The sequence below is a fragment of the Microbacterium sp. B19 genome (genome assembly GCF_000333395.1).
In the GTDB taxonomy this organism is placed as follows: domain Bacteria; phylum Actinomycetota; class Actinomycetes; order Actinomycetales; family Microbacteriaceae; genus Microbacterium.
The window spans coordinates 16,294-32,457 of the sequence record NZ_BADA01000362.1 but is presented as its reverse complement, the minus strand read 5'-3'; the positions used below and the strand labels follow the sequence as shown (position 1 = coordinate 32,457).

The following is a 16,164-nucleotide window of genomic DNA, read 5'->3' as shown; positions in this document are numbered from 1 at the left end:
GTCATGTACTCCGGGTCGTCCGACACGACGCGTTGGTCCATTCCAGCAGCAGGTGCCCGTCCTCGTGGGGGACGCCGAGGACCTCGCCGAGCACCTGGATCGGCAGCAGCGCGGCGGCGTTGTGGACGAAGTCGTAGTTGAGTCGATCCTCGATGGAGTCCAGGATCTCGTCGACGTTGGAGTCGATGATCTCGAGCCAGTCCTTGATCTTGACCGCCCGGAGGTGCGGGGTCGCGATGCGGCGCAGTTCCATGTGGCGCGGCGCGTCGGTGTTGTGCACGGTCGGGTGGTGGCCCTCGACCTTGCGGCTGAGGATCTGGGTGCCTTCGCCGTTGATGTAGGTCGTGGGGTCGTCGATCGCGGTGATCAGATCGGCGTAGCGCGTGATCGACCAGAATCCGGGACCACCGTTCGGCTCCTCGTTCCAATGCAGCGGATCGTGCTCGCGGAGCACAGCGAAGTTCTCCAGCTCCGTGCCCGCGATGAACGGCGACAGGTCCATGAGGTCGATCTGCGTGGGGGCACTCATGAATGACTCTCCTTCGAGCCTCGACTCCATGTCGAAGTTTGGTCCAACCATAGCTCACATGTATGGTTTACGCGAACGCTCCATCTTCTCGGGAGCGCGCACCGATCGCAACCGTCGAGGGAGACCGCGCGATGCACACCTACGACACCGTCTTCATCGACGGAGACTGGCGTCCCGCTCTGAGTCGACGTCGGCTGTCGGTGGTCGACCCGTTCACCGAGCAGACGATCGCCGAGGTGCCGGACGGCGGGGCCGCCGACATCGACGCGGCCGTCACTGCTGCCGACCGCGCCTTCGCGGGCTGGCGCGACGCCCGGCCGGCCGAGCGTGCCGCGCTGGTCGTGCGTCTGGCCGACGAGCTGGAGAGACGCGCCGACCAGCTCGCCCGAGTGATCATGCGGGAGAACGGCACCCCGATCAGCGAAGCCCGGCACGCGCCGGTGCAGGCCGCCGCCCACCTTCGACTCGTCGCCGGCCTCGCCGATGAGGCCTTCGCGGACGACGTCAGGCTCAATCCGCTCTCCCCCGGCCGGTCGCGCGTCCTGCGGACTCCGCTCGGTGTCGCGGGCCTCATCACCCCGTGGAACTATCCGCTGAGCCTCATCGTGGTCAAGCTCGCCCCCGCGCTCGTCGCGGGCTGCACCGTGGTGATCAAGCCCGCACCGGAGACACCGCTCGCGGCGCGGGAACTCATGGATGCCGTCCGCTCGGTGGGTTTCCCTCCCGGGGTGGTGAACCTCGTCACGGGAGGGGTGGAGGCGGGGCAGGCCCTCGTCGAGCACCCGAAGGTCGGGAAGATCTCGTTCACCGGCTCCACCGCCGCGGGACGGTGGATCGGTGAGGCCGCGGGGCGGCTCCTGCGTCCCGTGACCCTGGAACTGGGTGGCAAGTCAGCGGCTGTCGCGCTTCCCGACACGGATGCCACGGTGCTCGCCGGAAACATCCTCAAGGTCGCGATGCGCAACACCGGGCAGACGTGCAAGGCCTGCACCCGCCTGCTCCTGCCTCATGACCGTGCGGAGGAGCTGACCGAGGCGGTTGCCGAGACCATCGCCGCGGCGCCGCTCGGCGATCCATCGGACCCCTCGACGTTCTTCGGCCCTCTGGTCTCCCGCCGTCATCGCGATCGGGTCGCGGAGTACATCCGCCTCGGGATCGACGAGGGAGCACACCCGATCGTGGGCGGTGTGGGGGCGCCGCGCGGACGGGGATTCTTCGTGCGTCCGACCGTGTTCGTGAATGCCGAGAACACGATGAGGATCGCGCGGGAAGAGATCTTCGGGCCGGTCCTGACGGTCCTCACCTATCGCGACGTCGACGAGGCGGTCCGTCTCGCGAACGACTCGCCGTACGGTCTCGCCGGCGCCGTGTTCGGTCGGGACGAAGACGCGGCCACCGCCGTGGCGCGCCGGATCGACACCGGCACCGTCGGCATCAACCAGTACGGCTCCAACGCCGCAGCCCCGTTCAGCGGCCACAAGGACAGCGGCGTCGGTACCGAGTTCGGACTCGAAGGTCTCGCGTCGTACTTGTCGTACACCTCCATCCATTACGCCGGCTGATCGGCATCGAGCAACGGAGAATGTCATGCGTGCAGCAGTGATGTGGGAGTCGGGCGGGCCGTTCGACGTCCGCGAAATCAGCCTGGCGGCACCCGGCCCGCGCGAGGTCGTCGTGCGCCTCCACTCGGTCGGAGTGTGCGCGTCCGACCTCTCACTCACCACCGTCTTCGGCCAGCCGACGCCGGTCGTGCTCGGTCACGAGGGCGCCGGCGTCGTGGCCGAAGTCGGTCGCGAGGTCCGGAACGTCCGTCCAGGGGACCGCGTGCTCGTGCTCTGGGTGGCCCCCTGCGGGACCTGCCGACCGTGCTTGCGCGGCGAGGAGTACCTCTGCGCGAACCGCAGCTCGACCGCCGATGCGCGAGCGGGCCGGGAGCACACCTCGACCCAGCGTCTCTCGATCGACGGACAGGCGGTGCACCAGGGGATGAAGACGGCGACGTTCGCCGAGCGCACGTTGCTCCCCGATCACGCGGTGGTCAAGATCGCGGACGACCTCCCGTTCGAGATCGCCGCTCTGTTCGGCTGCGCCACGGCCACCGGAGCGGGGGCCGCGCTGCGTAGCGCCGCCGTGCGCCCAGGTGACCGTGTGGCCGTGATCGGATGCGGGGCGATCGGTCTGAACGCCCTGCTGGGGGCGATCGTCGCCGGAGCGAGCGATCTCGTGGCCGTCGATCCGATGGCTTCGCGCCGTGATTTCGCTCTGTCCCTGGGCGCGACGGCCGCGGCCGCGCCAGACGAGTTCGCCGACGGATTCCGCGACCTCGACGTCGTGATCGACGCCGTCGGGGCTCCCGCGACGGTTCTGACGGCCTGGCGGTCCGTCCGGCGCGGTGGCACCGTCACGGTGGTCGGAGCCGGTGCCCCGGGGGCCGTCGTCGAGATCCCCGCGTACGAGATGTTCCACGACGACAAGCGCATCACCGGCAGCTTCCACGGCGGTATCAGCCTGCGCCGGGATCTGCCCCTGCTCACCGACCTGTGGCGCACGGGACGCCTGCCGGTGGAGAAGCTTCTGTCGAACCCTGCCGAACTCGCCGACATCAACCGCGTCGTCGCCGATCAGCGGTCCGGCGCGGTGGTGCGCACGCCGATCCACATCGAGTGAGAGAGGTCAGCGTCGTCCCGTGTGTCGCGGGACGACGCGCTCGTCGAGCTTGGAGAACACGTGGGCGTGCCGTTCCATCTCGCGCTCCGCGGTGTCCTCGTCCCGTGCGCGGATCGCGTCGGTCACGGCTCGGTGCGATTCGACCGCGTGCCCGAGGGCTTCGGCATCCATCAGATCGTGCTCGGTCGCGGCGTGGATCCCCTGGGTGAGCGAGACCATCAGACCCGACAGCAGAGGGTTGTTGCCGGCCCGCGCGACAGCCACGTGCCAGTCGCCGTCGGTGGTGTCGAGGGTCTCCTCGAGGTCGTCCAGCTGCTCGTCGGTACGGGTGCGTGCCGCCAGGCGCGCGCAGAAGGGTTCGATGGCACGCCGCGCCTCGAGCAGCGCGGTGCGCGTGATCTCCCGCCCCAGGATGATGTCCTGCACGGTATTGGCCATGGCCTGCTCGCCGGGGCGCTGGACGAACGCGCCGCCGGCGCGCCCCGCGCGCACCTTGATGAGCCCCTGCACCTCGAGGATGCGGAGCGCTTCGCGGACCGTCGTGCGGCTGAGCCCCGTCTGGTCGACCAGATCCCGTTCGGGGGGCAGACCCGACCCTTCCGGGAACTCTCCGCTCAGGATGTGCTCGGCGAGCTGATCGGCCAGCATCTGCGACGCCCGCGGCACCTTCATCTTGCCGAGGACGATCGGTTCGACGCCGCTGGGCGAGCCCTGCGCTTGCGTCATCGCACACTCCGTTCGCTTCGTCCCGCCGGGCGGGCGGATTCGATCCTACGCGGGGGAGCTCGGCCGGTTCAGGTCGACAGATGCGCGGTGTCGTTGAAACTGCGCAGCATCCAGTGTCCGGACCCGCTGCGGATCACGGTGCTGATCGAAGCGTTCTCGACGCCGATGAAGGCGAGCGCTCGACTTCCCGTGATCTGGGCCAGGAGCTCGGCGATGACGGCTGCGTGCACGAAGGCGATGGATGCCGCGCCCTTCGGCGTGGCATCCGCGACCGCCTCGAGTCCCCGGCGCACGCGGGCCGAGAAAGAAGCCGCGCTCTCCGCCTCGGGGATGACATCCCAACGCTGCTGACGGAAGACCTCCTCCACCACGGGGTCGCCTGCCGCACGCTGGAGCTCGAACTTCTCGCCGTCGAGAACACCCAGGTACACCTCGCTGAGGTCGTCGACGACAGTGGCGGTGTTTCCCGTCCGTCGCAGCAGAGGCTCCGCCGTCTGCGCGGTGCGCTGGAGCGAGGACACGAAGACGCGGCTCGCGTCGATCGCCGCCAGCCGCGGCCCGAGCAGTTCCGCTTGCGCGCGCCCGCCGTCGTTCAACGGCGGGTCCGACGCGCCGTCGCGCAGATCGTGGGAGCCGGGATCGTCTCCTCGCGCGGACGTGCCGTGCCGGACGAGAAGGATCTCGACGGCGTCGTGGGGGCGCACGAACGGGCGCTGCGCTCCGCCGACGAGCGCGTCTCCCGCTCCCATCTCAGCGCTCCGCCGCCGCGCGCGCCCGCTGCGCCTGCAGAGCGACGTGGTGCCGGTAGTCGTAGAAGTCGGTGGTGGTCCCGTAGCCGACCTCTCCGTCGAGCGTCCAGCGCATCATCGCCATGGGAGAGGACGACCCCGGCCAGTACTCGGCGGGGAAGCCCGTCTGAGCGACCCCGTGGAGCTTCCAGACCCGGTCGCGCACATCGACGAGTTCGAGTTCCACCTCGCGCTGCGCGAGCCCTTCCCGAAGCGTCCGACCGGTGCCGGCCTTCACGCCCACGGCCTCGCCGTGGTCCATCACGTAGGAGTGGCTGATCGACAGGTCGAGCGGCTCGCCCGGAGGGGTCGTGGCATCCGACTGGAAGATCGCGTGCACGGCGAAGTCGCGCGAGAAATGGGCCTGCAGCCACGTCATGGTGCCGCTCTGGTACTCGCCGCGGACACCCCAACTGTGGTCCATCGTGAGGAGCCAGTCCACGGCGTAGGAACGGCCGTGCAGGCGGACCGTGCCCTCGACGGCGCCCGTCATGTCGAAGTGGCCGCCCTTCCAGAGGTCCCCCGAGGCCAGGTCGTTCCCGCCGTCGCGCGCGAGCGGGTCCATCGCCCGGTCGTGGATGTCGTAGGGGGGCATGAGGGCCGAGTACTGCACATCGACGGTCATCCACTCACTGTCGAAGCGGAGCTCCCACCGGCGGTTGGGGTCGAGGCAGGTCACGCGCAGCCCGTTCGCGAGCGAGAAGTCCGACAGGCGGTTCTCGCCCAACGGAAGATAGGCGCGGTGGTCCCAGAAGTCGATCGCCGTCTGCACGGGGACCATCCGGGAATTGGCGAAGACCGCGGAGTTCACGATCCCCAGGTTCGGCCGGAACAGCGAGTACAGGCCGATGTGCGTTCCCGCCTCCGGGATCTCGAAACCGAAGTAGTTCGTCTCCGCCCGCATCGGGTCGGGGCTCGGCGCGTGGAACTCGACGTCGTCGTCCGTGATCATGCTGACCTCTTTCGTTCCCGACCAGTCTCGCGGCCGGCTCGACCGGTGTGGGATCGATCGGGCAGAGTCGTCCGAAGGGGGGAGCTGGCCTGCCCCCTTCGGAAGCGATTCGCCGCGAAATGCCCTCCGAAAGGAACGCGCTCCTAGATTCGTGGCACGGCTCCGGGTGCCCGGATGCCGCGCGTTGCGATCAAGGGAGACCGCGGCGAGGACGGGGGTGCGGGAGGGACTTCTCCCCGGAACCGGCCTGCTCGACGAGGCGACTTCCCCGCGAAGAGAAAAGGATTCGATCATGACGATCACGACCCAGCCCTCCGGTACGAGCACCAAGATCTGGCCGAGTGACGACGAGGTCAACGCCCGTTATCCGGTGTTCACCCGGGCGAACACCGGTGAGGTGTTCACAGACGCTTCCAGCCCGTTCACGTGGAGCCTGCTGGGGCGGGTGGTGTACGAGGGCGGTTACCGCGACGCGCTGTTCCGTATCGGAGCATTCGCGCCCTCGGACTTCGGCCCCCTCGAAACCGGAAAGTGCACCTGCGTGGCGTCGTTCGGCGGCTACGTGTATATCAACCTCTCCATGTCGCGCGTGCTCGGGGTCCGTGCGCCCGGCATGACGACGCAGGCGATCGACCAGTCGTTCTTCGGCGAGCACCCGGACGTCCCGGACTACGTGGAGCACCCCGACGACGTCGATGAGGCGCGCTCGGCCGACATCGGCGCGTGGATGGGGGCGATCTTCGCCCCCGCGCCCGATCCGAACGCGGGCCACGCCCGCGACATCGACGCGTTCCTGGCCGCGGTGCCCGACTTCTCCGGTCTGTCCGACGGGCAGCTCGTCGCCTACGCGCGACGCGTCGTGGACGAACTGCGGCCGGTCTTCGCCACCCACATGTTCAACCTGTACAGCGCCAACATCGCCACCGGTGTGGTCGCCCAGGCGGCGGGTGCGGCGGGCTTGGGGCACCTGACGTCGGCGATCTTCGCGGGCCTCGGAGGGGTCGACTCGGCGCAGCAGTCGTTCGACATCTGGCGCATCTCCCGGATCGTGCGCCGCTCGCCCGAGCTGACCGCCGCGTTCGATGCGGGACTGGACGGCGCGCTCGGGCGCATCACGGGCTCGTCCTCGGCGGATGCCGCCGCATTCGGCGAGGCGTGGGACCGCTTCATCAGCGACTGGGGCTTCCTGGGGCCGAGCGTCTGGGAGCTGCGCTCGCCCACGTACGCGTCGCAGCCCCGCATCGTCCTCCACATGATCGACGGATCGCGGCGAGCCGAGGACGACGCGTCGCCCGAGAAGCGCACCTCGTCGTTCGCCGCGGAGCGCCAGGCTGCCGTCGCCGCGGTGGCGGCGGCTCTGGAAGGCACCGAGGCGCACGGCATGTTCGTGGCGGCCGCCGGCGTCATCCCGTCCCTGCTGCCGGCGCGGGAGGGATCCAAGGTGCAGTGCACGCGCCTGGTGAACCACGTGCGCGACGTGATGAAGGAGCTGGGACGGCGCCACGTCGAGGCCGGGCGTATCGCTCACTGGTCCGACATCCTCATGCTGCAGGACAGCGAGATCGACGGATACCTCGAGGCTCCGGAGTCCTGGGGACGGACGATCGTCGAGCGTCGGGCCACCCTCACCGAACTCGAGAGCAAGGTCCCGCCATTCATCGTCGACGGTCGCTACCCCGACCTCGAGGACTTCCGTGCCCCCGAGCGCGAGGTCACGCGTGCGGCCGTCGGCGACGTCCTCCAGGGCATCGGCGTCGCACCGGGCTCGCACACCGGACGCGTGCAGGTGGTGACCTCGATCGAGGACGACGTGGACCTCGAACCCGGCGACGTGCTCGTGGCTCGGACGACGGATTCGTCGTGGGGCGCGCTGTTCCTCGTCGCCGGCGCCGTCGTCGTCGAGACCGGCGCGACCATCTCGCACGCCGCGATCGTCTCCCGCGAGCTCGGCATCCCCGCCGCCGCGTCCGTGCCGGACGCCCTGGGCCGACTCGCCACGGGAATGGTCGTGTCCGTCGACGGAAGCACCGGTGAGGTGCGCGTCGTCTCCGAGTGAACCCGGTCTCCGAACGACGAGAGGCGCCGCTCCTTCGGGAGCGGCGCCTCTTCGGCATCCGGTCGGATCAGCCCACGTCGCCGTTGGCCCACTTCAGGGCCGCGGCCGTCCGGTTGGGGCTCTGCGTCTTGGCGAGGATGTGCTTGACGTGGGCCTTGACGGTGCCCTCGGTGAGCAGCAGCTGCTCGGCGATCTGCGTGTTACTCAGACCCCGCGCCAGGAGTTCCAGAACGTGGCGCTCGCGCGCGGTCAGCGAGTCGAACGCCACGATCTCGCGAGGGGCCGTGAGTTCCGGTCGCGTCAGCCCGGGGAGCCGCGGGTGTGCGGCTGCGCCCGTGAGGTCGAGCATGTCGTCGAGGTGTCCGCGCATCCGCTGGAGCCTCTCCTCGGCCGCCCGCGCGGTGAGCGCCAGCTCGACGACGCCGCAGAAGCTCCACAGCAGCGTGGCGTGCGCGCCGGTGAGCGCGCGGCAGGAGGTGGCGCGGTCGGCATGGATGAGCGCGGCCACACGACCGCCGATCTCGACGGGGGCCGCCACGTAGGCCGTGACCTTGCGCGGATGCCGGTAGTCCCACGTCTTCTTCGACCACGGGTGCACATCACGGGGCGGCGGGACGACGATCGGCGTCGCGCGCTCGATCACGCGTCGCTCGGGTGCGCTGTCGCAGATCGCCTGGGGCAGTTGCAGCGCGGAGTCCATCACCCGAGCCGACCACGACGTGTCCGCGACGATCTGCACCGCCTGCGGGCGCCAGTACTCGTCATCCACGAGCGACAGCATCACCCGCTCGAACCCGAGCTCCGTGACCGCCCTCGGGACGGCCGCGAGCGTCTCGGCGGTGGTCCGTGCGCGACGCACCGTGGCGACCGCGCGTGCGAACCGGTCCAGCTCGGTGACCGACGACGCGGGCTCGGTGTCCCACGCGACGGCGGCGTCCCGGGCCGGCGAGGTCATCGTTCCGCCACCCTGGCCCAGCTGTCGAGTCGCTCCAGCTCAGGGAGGTGCGCGTGGACGAGGTCCTCGGCGTCCACGTCGCCGTCGTCTCCGGCATGCGCCCCCTCCCAGACTTCACCGGTGCTGCCGTCGATGGTGATCACGGCGCCGGCGAGGAGGGAGCGCGAGCCGACCCGCACGTGCTCGCCGTCGATCGCGATCTCCTTCGCCCCCACCACGGCGGGCAGGTGCCATCCGCGCGCGACGACCGCGGCGTGGCTGACGAGACCTCCGGTGGTGGTGAGGATGCCCACGGATGCCGCCATCCCGGCCACGTCCTCCGGACTCGTGGTCGGGCGGACGAGGATCACGTCGTCGTCGGCGTCAGCGGCATCCTCGCTGCTCAGGACCATCCGTCCACTCGCGCGCCCCGGGGAGGCACCGAGCCCCACGGTGAGCAGATCGCGACCGGGGGAGAGGCGTCGGGCGTGGGCGACGACTTCCTGCCGCGCCTTGTCGCGGAGTTCGGCGGGGACGCGTTCGAGCGCGACGCCGGGTTCGAGGCGAACGGCGGGGTCGTCGACGAGGTCGGCGGCGATGCGGACCGCCGCCGTCGCGCCGCGCTTGCCGACCCGTGTCTGCAGCAACCAGAGTCGACCGTCCTCGATCGTGAACTCCACGTCGCACATGTCGCGGTAGTGCACCTCGAGGCGCCGGAGGGCGACGAGCAGGTCGTCGTACGCCGCGGGGGCGATGTCGCGCAGGCGATCTATCGGCAGGGTGTGCGCGGTGCCGGCGACGACGTCTTCGCCCTGCGCGCGCGGGAGGTAGTCGCCGAACGGTGCGGCCTCTCCGGTGGAGGGATTGCGGGTGAAGACGACGCCGGTGCCGGAGCGCTCGCCGCGATTGCCGAACACCATGGCCTGGACGTTGACCGCGGTCCCCATCCGCTCGTCGATGCCCTCCTTGGCGCGGTACGCCCGGGCGCGAGCGCTGTCCCACGATTCGAACACCGCCACGACCGCCCGACGCAACTGTTCAGCGGGATCGGCGGGGATGTCCTCGCCCGTGATCCGGCGGACGACGACACGGACGGCGTCGACCTGCTTCTGGAGCGCCTCGACGTCGGTGGGGTCGGCGCACTCGGGGAGCGCCTCGCCGGGGACGCCCAGCACCGTCGTCGCGAACATCTGCGTGAAGCGGCGGTAGCTGTCCCACGCGAACACGGGGTCGCCGGACGCCGCGACGAGCCCGTGGACCGTTTCGTCGTTGAGGCCCAGATTCAGCACGGTGTCCAGCATTCCGGGCATCGAGACCGGAGCGCCGCTGCGCACCGCGACGAGCAGGGGATCGCGGGCGTCGCCGAAGCGACGACCCATGCGGGACCCGAGCACGGTCATCTGCTCGTCCAGGAGCGCGTCGAGGCCGGCGGGCCACCCATGCGCACGGTAGGCGTTCGAGATCGTCAGGGGGATGGTGAATCCCGGTGGCACGGCCATCCCCAGGGCGGTGGTCATCTCCGCGAGCCCGGCGCCCTTACCGCCCAGCAGGTTCTTCAGTTGACGCGCGGGGGTCTCGTGCGGGTGATCGAAGGGATAGATCACGAGTTCGTGATCGATCAGCTGCGTCATCGGCTTTTCACTCATGTGTACTCCGTCGTACCAGCGGGTGTGGTTGGCTTAAAGGCCCAACCATCGCATTATATACTTATGACCGACGCGCTCCACGAGGCCGATGCCGTGGAAACATCCCCCGATCTTTCGCTGTGGCAGGAGCGCCTGCGCGCGTCGCGCGTCGAGATTCCCGGCACCACAAATACTCGCGACCTCGGGGGTCTTCCCATGGCGGGCGGGGGAATCGTACGCCCCGGGGCGGTGCTGCGCGGCGAGGCGCTCGCGCACCCCGGTCCCTCGGTGCGCCGTGTCGCGGAGTGGTCCGACGCGGCGATCGAGAGCTACCGCGCGCTGGGGCTGCGCACCGTCATCGACCTGCGTGCCGCGGAGGAGGCTGCCCTCGCCCCCTCCGCCTGGGCCGAACCGACCGGCGCCCGTCTCGTCGCCGTGCCGATCGACGAGGGGGGTGAGGGGGATGCCACCGACTACATGCGCCGCCTGCGGGCCGGCGAGCTCCGCTCTTTCGGTCCGGCGGAGCTGGCCGACTACTACGTGCGGACGGTACGAGCACGGGCTCCGCGGTTCGGCCGCGCGCTGCGCGTGCTCGCCGAGCCCGGGGCGACTCCCGTGCTCATCCACTGCGCGGCGGGCAAGGACCGCACCGGAATGCTCGTCGCGCTTCTGCTGGAGGCTCTGGGTGTCGATCGTGATGCGACGGTGGCGGACTACTCGATGACCTCGATCTTCCGACCCAACCGGGTCGAGGCGTACGCCGACGTGCTGGCCTCCGCGGGGGTGGACGCTTCAGCGGTGAGCGCACTGTTCGACTCGCCGGCCGAGACGATGCGGCTCATGCTCGAGGGGGTGGATGCCGACTACGGCTCGGTGCGAGCGTTCCTCCGCCGGGAGGCGGGCGTCGGCGACGACATCGTGGAGCGACTCCGGGCGGCCCTGGTGACGCCGGTCGCCGGCTAGCGCTCGTCCCCGGTCCGCGGGGAGCGGAGCGAGCGTGCTCGACTCGTCGCGTGCTCGCGCATCCGGGCGCGTGCGCGCGTGGCATCCCGGTCGATGATCGCGTCGGTGATCTCTTCGTAGGCCGAACTCTCGACGCGGGCGATCTCGTGAGCGTTCTCTTCGACCGCGGTGAAGATCCATGTCACCAGGGCCACCATGAGCCCCGCGAGGAGCTCGTTGTGGCTCGCGCGCGCCACGAGCCGGTGCCAGTGACCGTGCGCCTCGATCATCCCGGCGGTGTCGGTGCTCGCGGCGATCCGCGCGACGGCGGCTCGGAGTTCGGCGACGTCGTCGTCCGTCCGGTGCTGCGCGGCGAGCTCGGCGCACACGGGCTCGATCGCCTGCTGCATCTCCAGGAGTGCGTCCAGGTCGAGCGAATGCCCGCGGATCAGCTGCGTGACGGTGGCGGCGAGCTCGTCCTCGCCGGGCAGGCGCACGACGGCGCCGCCCGCGCGCCCCGACCGCATCTGGATCAGTCCCTGCGCCTCGAGGGCGCGGAGGGCGCCACGCACCGATGCGCTGCTGGATTCCGTTTGGCGCACCAGCTCCGCCTCCGACGGCAGGAGCTCCCCGGTGGCGAACTCGCGGGCGAAGATCCGTTGCCGGATCTGGTCGGCGATCAGGTCGGTGGTCTTGCGCGTGACGACCGGGACGAAGGCGGCGGGCGTCTGGTCGTTCCCGCTCATGCCTCACCGCCGAGGAAGTTCTCGTAGGCCCCGTGGCCGAGCCAGCTGGTGTGGAGATTCTCGAGGTAATCGCGGACGACCCGCTCGGCCGCGCCGGGGTCGTTGTGGGAGAGGGCGTCGAGGAGGTGCTCGCGCGCGACCCAGATCGCTTCGCCGACGGACGGTCCGATCCTCAGCGAAACCTCGGACGTCAACTCGAGCAGGGGGGCGTTGAGGAGTCGCAGGATGGGGTTCCCGGCGATCTGGCCGAGACGTTCCTCGAACGCGAGGTGCGAACGGAGGCGGTCGGGCCATTCCGCCTCGGTGGCGTATCCACGCGCCACCTCGACGAGCGCGCGCAGTTCCTCGACTTCGGCGGGCGTGATCTCTGCGGCGGCGTGGCGGGCGATCGCGGTGTCCAGCGCGATGCGAGCCTCCATGAGCTCGCCGACGGTGAACGTCCCGAGTGTCAGCCCGTCGACGATCCCCTGGGCCAGCGCGTCGGAGTTGTCCGAGGTGATGAACGCCCCGCCCGAGGCACCCTTCTTCAGGGAGACCAGTCCCGCGATCTCGAGCATGCGCACCGCTTCGCGCACCGTGTTGCGGCTCACGCCGAGCTGGACCGCGAATTCGCGCTCGCTCGGGAGCTTCTGTCCGGGCCGGAGCGTCCCCTCGCGCAGCCTCTCCCGCACCTGGTCGATGATGCTGTCGAAAGCGCGCTTGGTCTGAGCCGGTTCGAAACGTACCGTGCCGTCGCTCATGGCGCCTCCTCGATCTCTCCGTCGTCCGCAGTTCTCCCATCTTGGCCCATCCGCCCGACCGTGGGTAAAGTTAATGGAAGGACCATTGTTATGAACGACCATAATGAACGGACGAGTCGATGATGACGAACGGCAGCGGGCCCCGGCGCGAGCGACGCGTGAGGGACAGCGAATGCGATGTGCTGGTGATCGGGTCGGGGGCCGCCGGCATGGCCGCGGCGCTCAAGGCGGCGGATGAGGGTCTCGACGTCGTCGTGGTCGAGAAGGAGCCGTACTTCGGCGGGACGACCGCGATCTCGGCGGGCTGGGCCTGGGTGCCGGGAACTCCCAAGGGTGGTGCGGACGATACGCGCGAGGAGCAGCTGGCGTACCTGCGGGCGCTCGCCCCGGACACCTTCGACGCACAGCGCGTCGAACCGTTCCTGGATGCCGTGCCCGAGGCGATCTCGTTCTTCGAGGACCGGACGGAGGTGCAGTTCGACTACCCCGAGAAGTCGCCGGACTACCAGATGGATCTGCCGGGCGCGCGCCTGGGCGGGCGGGCGATCCTCCCGCGCGACACCGACGCCCGCATCCTCGATGAGCACCGGATGTCGATTCAGCCCTATCTGTCGAGCTACACCGTGTTCGGGTACATGCCCCAGGTGGGGCCGGACCTGTATCAGTTCACGCACGTCAATCAGTCGTGGCGGTCCTTCTTCTACGTGGGCTTCAAGCTGCTGCGCACCTGGTGGGACACCCTCTGGTACCGGCGACCGGTCAAGCGCACCAACGGCAACGCGCTGATCACCCTGATGGTGCGGTCCGCGCTCGACAAGGGGGTGACGCTGTGGCGGTCGACGCCCGCGGTCGAGCTCCTGACCGACGGCAGCGGTGGTGTCGTCGGTGCGCGGCTCGGTGGCGACCACCCCGGTCGCGTCACGGCCCGGCGCGGCGTCGTCATCGCCGCGGGCGGGTTCTCGGGTGATCGCGAGCTGCGCACTCGCCACTTCCCGCACGATCCCCATGGCGACCAGCACTTCACTCCGACGGTCGGGCACGGCGGCGACGGCGCACGCCTGGCGATCTCGGCGGGGGGTCGTGTCGATGCCGACGTCAGTTCGGTCGCCTCCTGGGCGCCGGTGACCGTCTTCTCGTTCCTGCGAACGGGCAAGGAACGACTCTTCCCGCATCTGCGACAGATCGGCCTCCCGGGCCTCATCTGCGTCGACCGTCACGGACGACGATTCGGCAACGAGGCGCTGAGCTACCACGACTTCGGGCGGCAGATCCTCGATCATCACGCCGACGAGCGCGATATCCGTGCCTACCTGATCGTGGACTCGCGCGCGATGCACAAATACGGCATCGGGTACGCGAAGCCCTGGCCCATGCCGCGCGGATACTTCTATCGCACGGGCTACCTCGTGCGAGGCGAGACCGCCGAGGAGCTCGCCGCCAAGCTCGGAATCGATCCGGGCGGACTCGTCGACACCCTCGACTCCTTCAACCGGGATGCCGCGGTCGGCGTCGACTCGGCCTTCGGTCGAGGGTCGACCGAGTACAACCACTTCCGCGGCGACCCCGACCACCGGCCGAACCCCAACCTCGCGGAACTCTCGCGGCCGCCCTACTTCGGCGCGGAGATCCGGATGGGCGACCTCGGCACCTTCGCCGGTATCGCGACGGATGCCGAGAACAGAGTGCTGGCGGCGGGGGATGCTCCCGTTCCCGGCCTGTATGCGGTCGGTGCGGCGGCGAAGAGCATCTTCGGCGGGGGCTACCCGGGGTACGGCTCGCACATCGGGGCGGCTCTCGTGAACGGGTACCGCGTGGGCGCCGCGCTCGCGGCCTCCGACAGGGCCGGGTCGGAGGCGGCAGGAGGGGGCGGGTCGGAGGCGAAGAGCCGCGCTTGACACTGCGATGTAAGGGTCTAATACTGGAATGGCCGGACCAAAGACGGTCCGCGGGAGGGTGAACGACATGGAAGCTGTGCCGCGGGCCTATACGCCTCACGACTACTCCACCGACCTCGACATCTCGTCGGCGGCCTTCTGGAGGCAGCCGTTCAACGAGCGGGACAAGACGTTCGCGAAGCTTCGGGAACGCGGGGAGATCACGTTCCATCCGCCGATGGAGTTGCCGGTGCCGACCACGGAGCTCGGTTTCTGGGCCGTCACGAAGGCTGACGACCTCGCGGAAGCCGCGCGCCGCAACGACGTGTTCCTCTCGGGGTACGGCATCCAGATCGACGGCTACCCGTGGGACGGCTCCTCCACCAGCTTCTTCCACACCCAGGACGGCGAGCTCCACCAGCGCAACCGCGCGCTGGTGAGCGCCGCCTTCACCCCGAAACGCGTGCTCTCGCTCGTGGACGACATCACCGCGGAGGCGACCCGCGTCGTCGACGACGTCGCGGACGGTGGGGATTTCGACTTCGTGACCGACGTCGCCGAGAAGCTGCCCGCCCGCGTCGGAGCGCGCCTCATCGACCTTCCCGAATCGGAGTTCGAGGGCTTCGTGCGGGCTTCGGGCGTGCTCATCGGCAAGGCGGACCCCGAGTTCGGGGATCCTGCCGATCCCATGAAGGCGTTCCGCGCGGCGCGCGCGTATGTCATGGAGCTCGGCCGGAGCATGGCGGAGCAGCGCCGTCGCTCACCCGGCACCGACCTGATCTCGACGCTCGTCCAGGCCGAGATCGACGGGCAGCGGTTGAGCGACGACGACATCGGGGCGTTCACGTACCTGATCACCATCGCCTCGAACGACACCACCAAGCAGACGACGACGCTCGCTCAGATCGCCCTGGCCGATCACCCCGACCAGGAGGCGTGGCTACGCGAAGACATCGACGTGCGCCTGCGCACCGCCGTGCCCGAGTTCCTGCGCTACGGCAACCCCGTGATCCACCACGCCCGCACCGCGGCGGTCGACATCGAGTGGAGGGGCCGGCAGATCGCCAAGGGCGACCGGCTCGCTCTGTTCTACTGCTCGGCGAACCGCGATGAGGAGCGCTTCCCGAACGCGGGGACCTTCGACCTCTCGCGCGATCCCAACCCGCAGGTCTCCTTCGGCGGGGGCGGCGTCCACTTCTGCCTCGGCAACCGCTTCGCGACCACGATGCTCACCGCCATCTACTCGCAGCTCCTGCACCGCGTGCGCGTCGAGGTCACCGGTGAGCCGGAACCGCTCGCGAGCGATCTGATCAACGGCGTCCGGCACCTCCCCGTCCACGTCACCGCCCTCTGACCCGTCTCGAGAAGGAAGCACTCTCATGAAGATCGACGTCGACCGCACCAAGTGCGTCGGACTGGGCCTCTGCGAGGCCGCCGACCCGGAGCACTTCGAGGTCAACGACGACGGCAAGCTCATGCTCGTCCGGGACTCCTTCACCGAGGACGAGCGTCGCGCCGTCGAGGAGGCGGTCCGTTCCTGCCCGACCGCAGCCCTGCGCATCGTGGGGGCACTCTCGTGAGCGCG

General features: G+C 69.8%; 15 protein-coding genes. 7 read left to right on the top strand and 8 right to left on the bottom strand.

Going from position 1 to position 16,164, the window contains the following annotated elements:
* Window position 1: 1 nt before the first annotated feature.
* A complete protein-coding gene (locus tag I5G_RS22390; protein ID WP_051038795.1) occupies window positions 2–529 on the bottom strand; it encodes a hypothetical protein in 528 nt (175 codons plus the stop codon).
* A gap of 131 nt (window positions 530–660) precedes the next feature.
* Here I5G_RS22390 and I5G_RS13005 point away from each other — a divergent pair, with 131 nt between their 5' ends.
* Together I5G_RS13005 and I5G_RS13000 are read left to right on the top strand one after the other, a co-directional pair.
* The gene (locus I5G_RS13005) at window positions 661–2,091 is read left to right on the top strand and encodes an aldehyde dehydrogenase family protein (RefSeq protein WP_022879444.1); all 1,431 of its coding nucleotides are present in this window, start codon (window positions 661–663) and stop codon (window positions 2,089–2,091) included.
* Window positions 2,092–2,116: 25 nt separating this feature from the next.
* Complete coding sequence (locus I5G_RS13000) at window positions 2,117–3,196, top strand: alcohol dehydrogenase catalytic domain-containing protein (RefSeq protein WP_022879443.1); 1,080 nt, start codon at window positions 2,117–2,119, stop codon at window positions 3,194–3,196.
* Between the two features lie 6 nt (window positions 3,197–3,202).
* Here I5G_RS13000 and I5G_RS12995 read toward each other — a convergent pair whose 3' ends face one another.
* The 3 genes from I5G_RS12995 to I5G_RS22385 all read right to left on the bottom strand — a co-directional run bounded on the left by I5G_RS12995 (window position 3,203) and on the right by I5G_RS22385 (window position 5,662).
* Window positions 3,203–3,922 (bottom strand): FadR/GntR family transcriptional regulator, encoded by a 720-nt coding sequence (locus I5G_RS12995; RefSeq protein WP_022879442.1) that lies wholly within the window; start codon window positions 3,920–3,922, stop codon window positions 3,203–3,205.
* Between the two features lie 68 nt (window positions 3,923–3,990).
* Entirely contained in the window at window positions 3,991–4,671 is a 681-nt protein-coding gene (locus I5G_RS12990; protein WP_022879441.1) for a histidine phosphatase family protein, read from the bottom strand.
* A 1-nt stretch (window position 4,672) separates the two neighbouring features.
* A complete protein-coding gene (locus tag I5G_RS22385; protein ID WP_022879440.1) occupies window positions 4,673–5,662 on the bottom strand; it encodes a hypothetical protein in 990 nt (329 codons plus the stop codon).
* A gap of 292 nt (window positions 5,663–5,954) precedes the next feature.
* Here I5G_RS22385 and I5G_RS12980 point away from each other — a divergent pair, with 292 nt between their 5' ends.
* Window positions 5,955–7,718 (top strand): PEP-utilizing enzyme, encoded by a 1,764-nt coding sequence (locus I5G_RS12980; RefSeq protein ID WP_022879439.1) that lies wholly within the window; start codon window positions 5,955–5,957, stop codon window positions 7,716–7,718.
* Between the two features lie 67 nt (window positions 7,719–7,785).
* Here I5G_RS12980 and I5G_RS12975 read toward each other — a convergent pair whose 3' ends face one another.
* Window positions 7,786–8,673 carry a LuxR C-terminal-related transcriptional regulator gene (locus I5G_RS12975; RefSeq protein ID WP_022879438.1) on the bottom strand — a complete coding sequence of 296 codons (888 nt, stop codon included), beginning with the start codon at window positions 8,671–8,673 and terminating at the stop codon, window positions 7,786–7,788.
* Window positions 8,670–10,298: a pyruvate, phosphate dikinase gene (locus I5G_RS12970; protein WP_204365564.1), complete on the bottom strand. Its 1,629-nt coding sequence runs from the start codon at window positions 10,296–10,298 to the stop codon at window positions 8,670–8,672. Before I5G_RS12970 ends, I5G_RS12975 begins: the two co-directional genes overlap by 4 nt.
* A 63-nt stretch (window positions 10,299–10,361) precedes the next feature.
* On the opposite strand from I5G_RS12970, the gene I5G_RS12965 reads away from it, so the two are divergent.
* On the top strand, window positions 10,362–11,240 hold the full coding sequence (locus tag I5G_RS12965; protein ID WP_022879436.1) for a tyrosine-protein phosphatase: 879 nt from the start codon (window positions 10,362–10,364) through the stop codon (window positions 11,238–11,240).
* On the opposite strand, the gene I5G_RS12960 is transcribed toward I5G_RS12965, so the two are convergent.
* Both I5G_RS12960 and I5G_RS24100 read right to left on the bottom strand, forming a co-directional pair.
* Complete coding sequence (locus I5G_RS12960) at window positions 11,237–11,965, bottom strand: FadR/GntR family transcriptional regulator (protein WP_022879435.1); 729 nt, start codon at window positions 11,963–11,965, stop codon at window positions 11,237–11,239. The genes I5G_RS12965 and I5G_RS12960 overlap by 4 nt on opposite strands.
* Entirely contained in the window at window positions 11,962–12,705 is a 744-nt protein-coding gene (locus I5G_RS24100; RefSeq protein WP_022879434.1) for a FadR/GntR family transcriptional regulator, read from the bottom strand. Before I5G_RS24100 ends, I5G_RS12960 begins: the two co-directional genes overlap by 4 nt.
* Before the next feature lie 158 nt (window positions 12,706–12,863).
* Between I5G_RS24100 and I5G_RS12950 the strand changes: the two genes are divergently transcribed.
* From I5G_RS12950 to I5G_RS12940, 3 genes are all read left to right on the top strand, one after another.
* Entirely contained in the window at window positions 12,864–14,600 is a 1,737-nt protein-coding gene (locus tag I5G_RS12950) for an FAD-dependent oxidoreductase (protein WP_026095903.1), read from the top strand.
* A gap of 67 nt (window positions 14,601–14,667) precedes the next feature.
* Window positions 14,668–15,933: a cytochrome P450 gene (locus I5G_RS12945; protein ID WP_026095902.1), complete on the top strand. Its 1,266-nt coding sequence runs from the start codon at window positions 14,668–14,670 to the stop codon at window positions 15,931–15,933.
* A gap of 25 nt (window positions 15,934–15,958) precedes the next feature.
* Window positions 15,959–16,159 (top strand): ferredoxin, encoded by a 201-nt coding sequence (locus I5G_RS12940; protein WP_022879431.1) that lies wholly within the window; start codon window positions 15,959–15,961, stop codon window positions 16,157–16,159.
* Window positions 16,160–16,164: the final 5 nt, after the last annotated feature.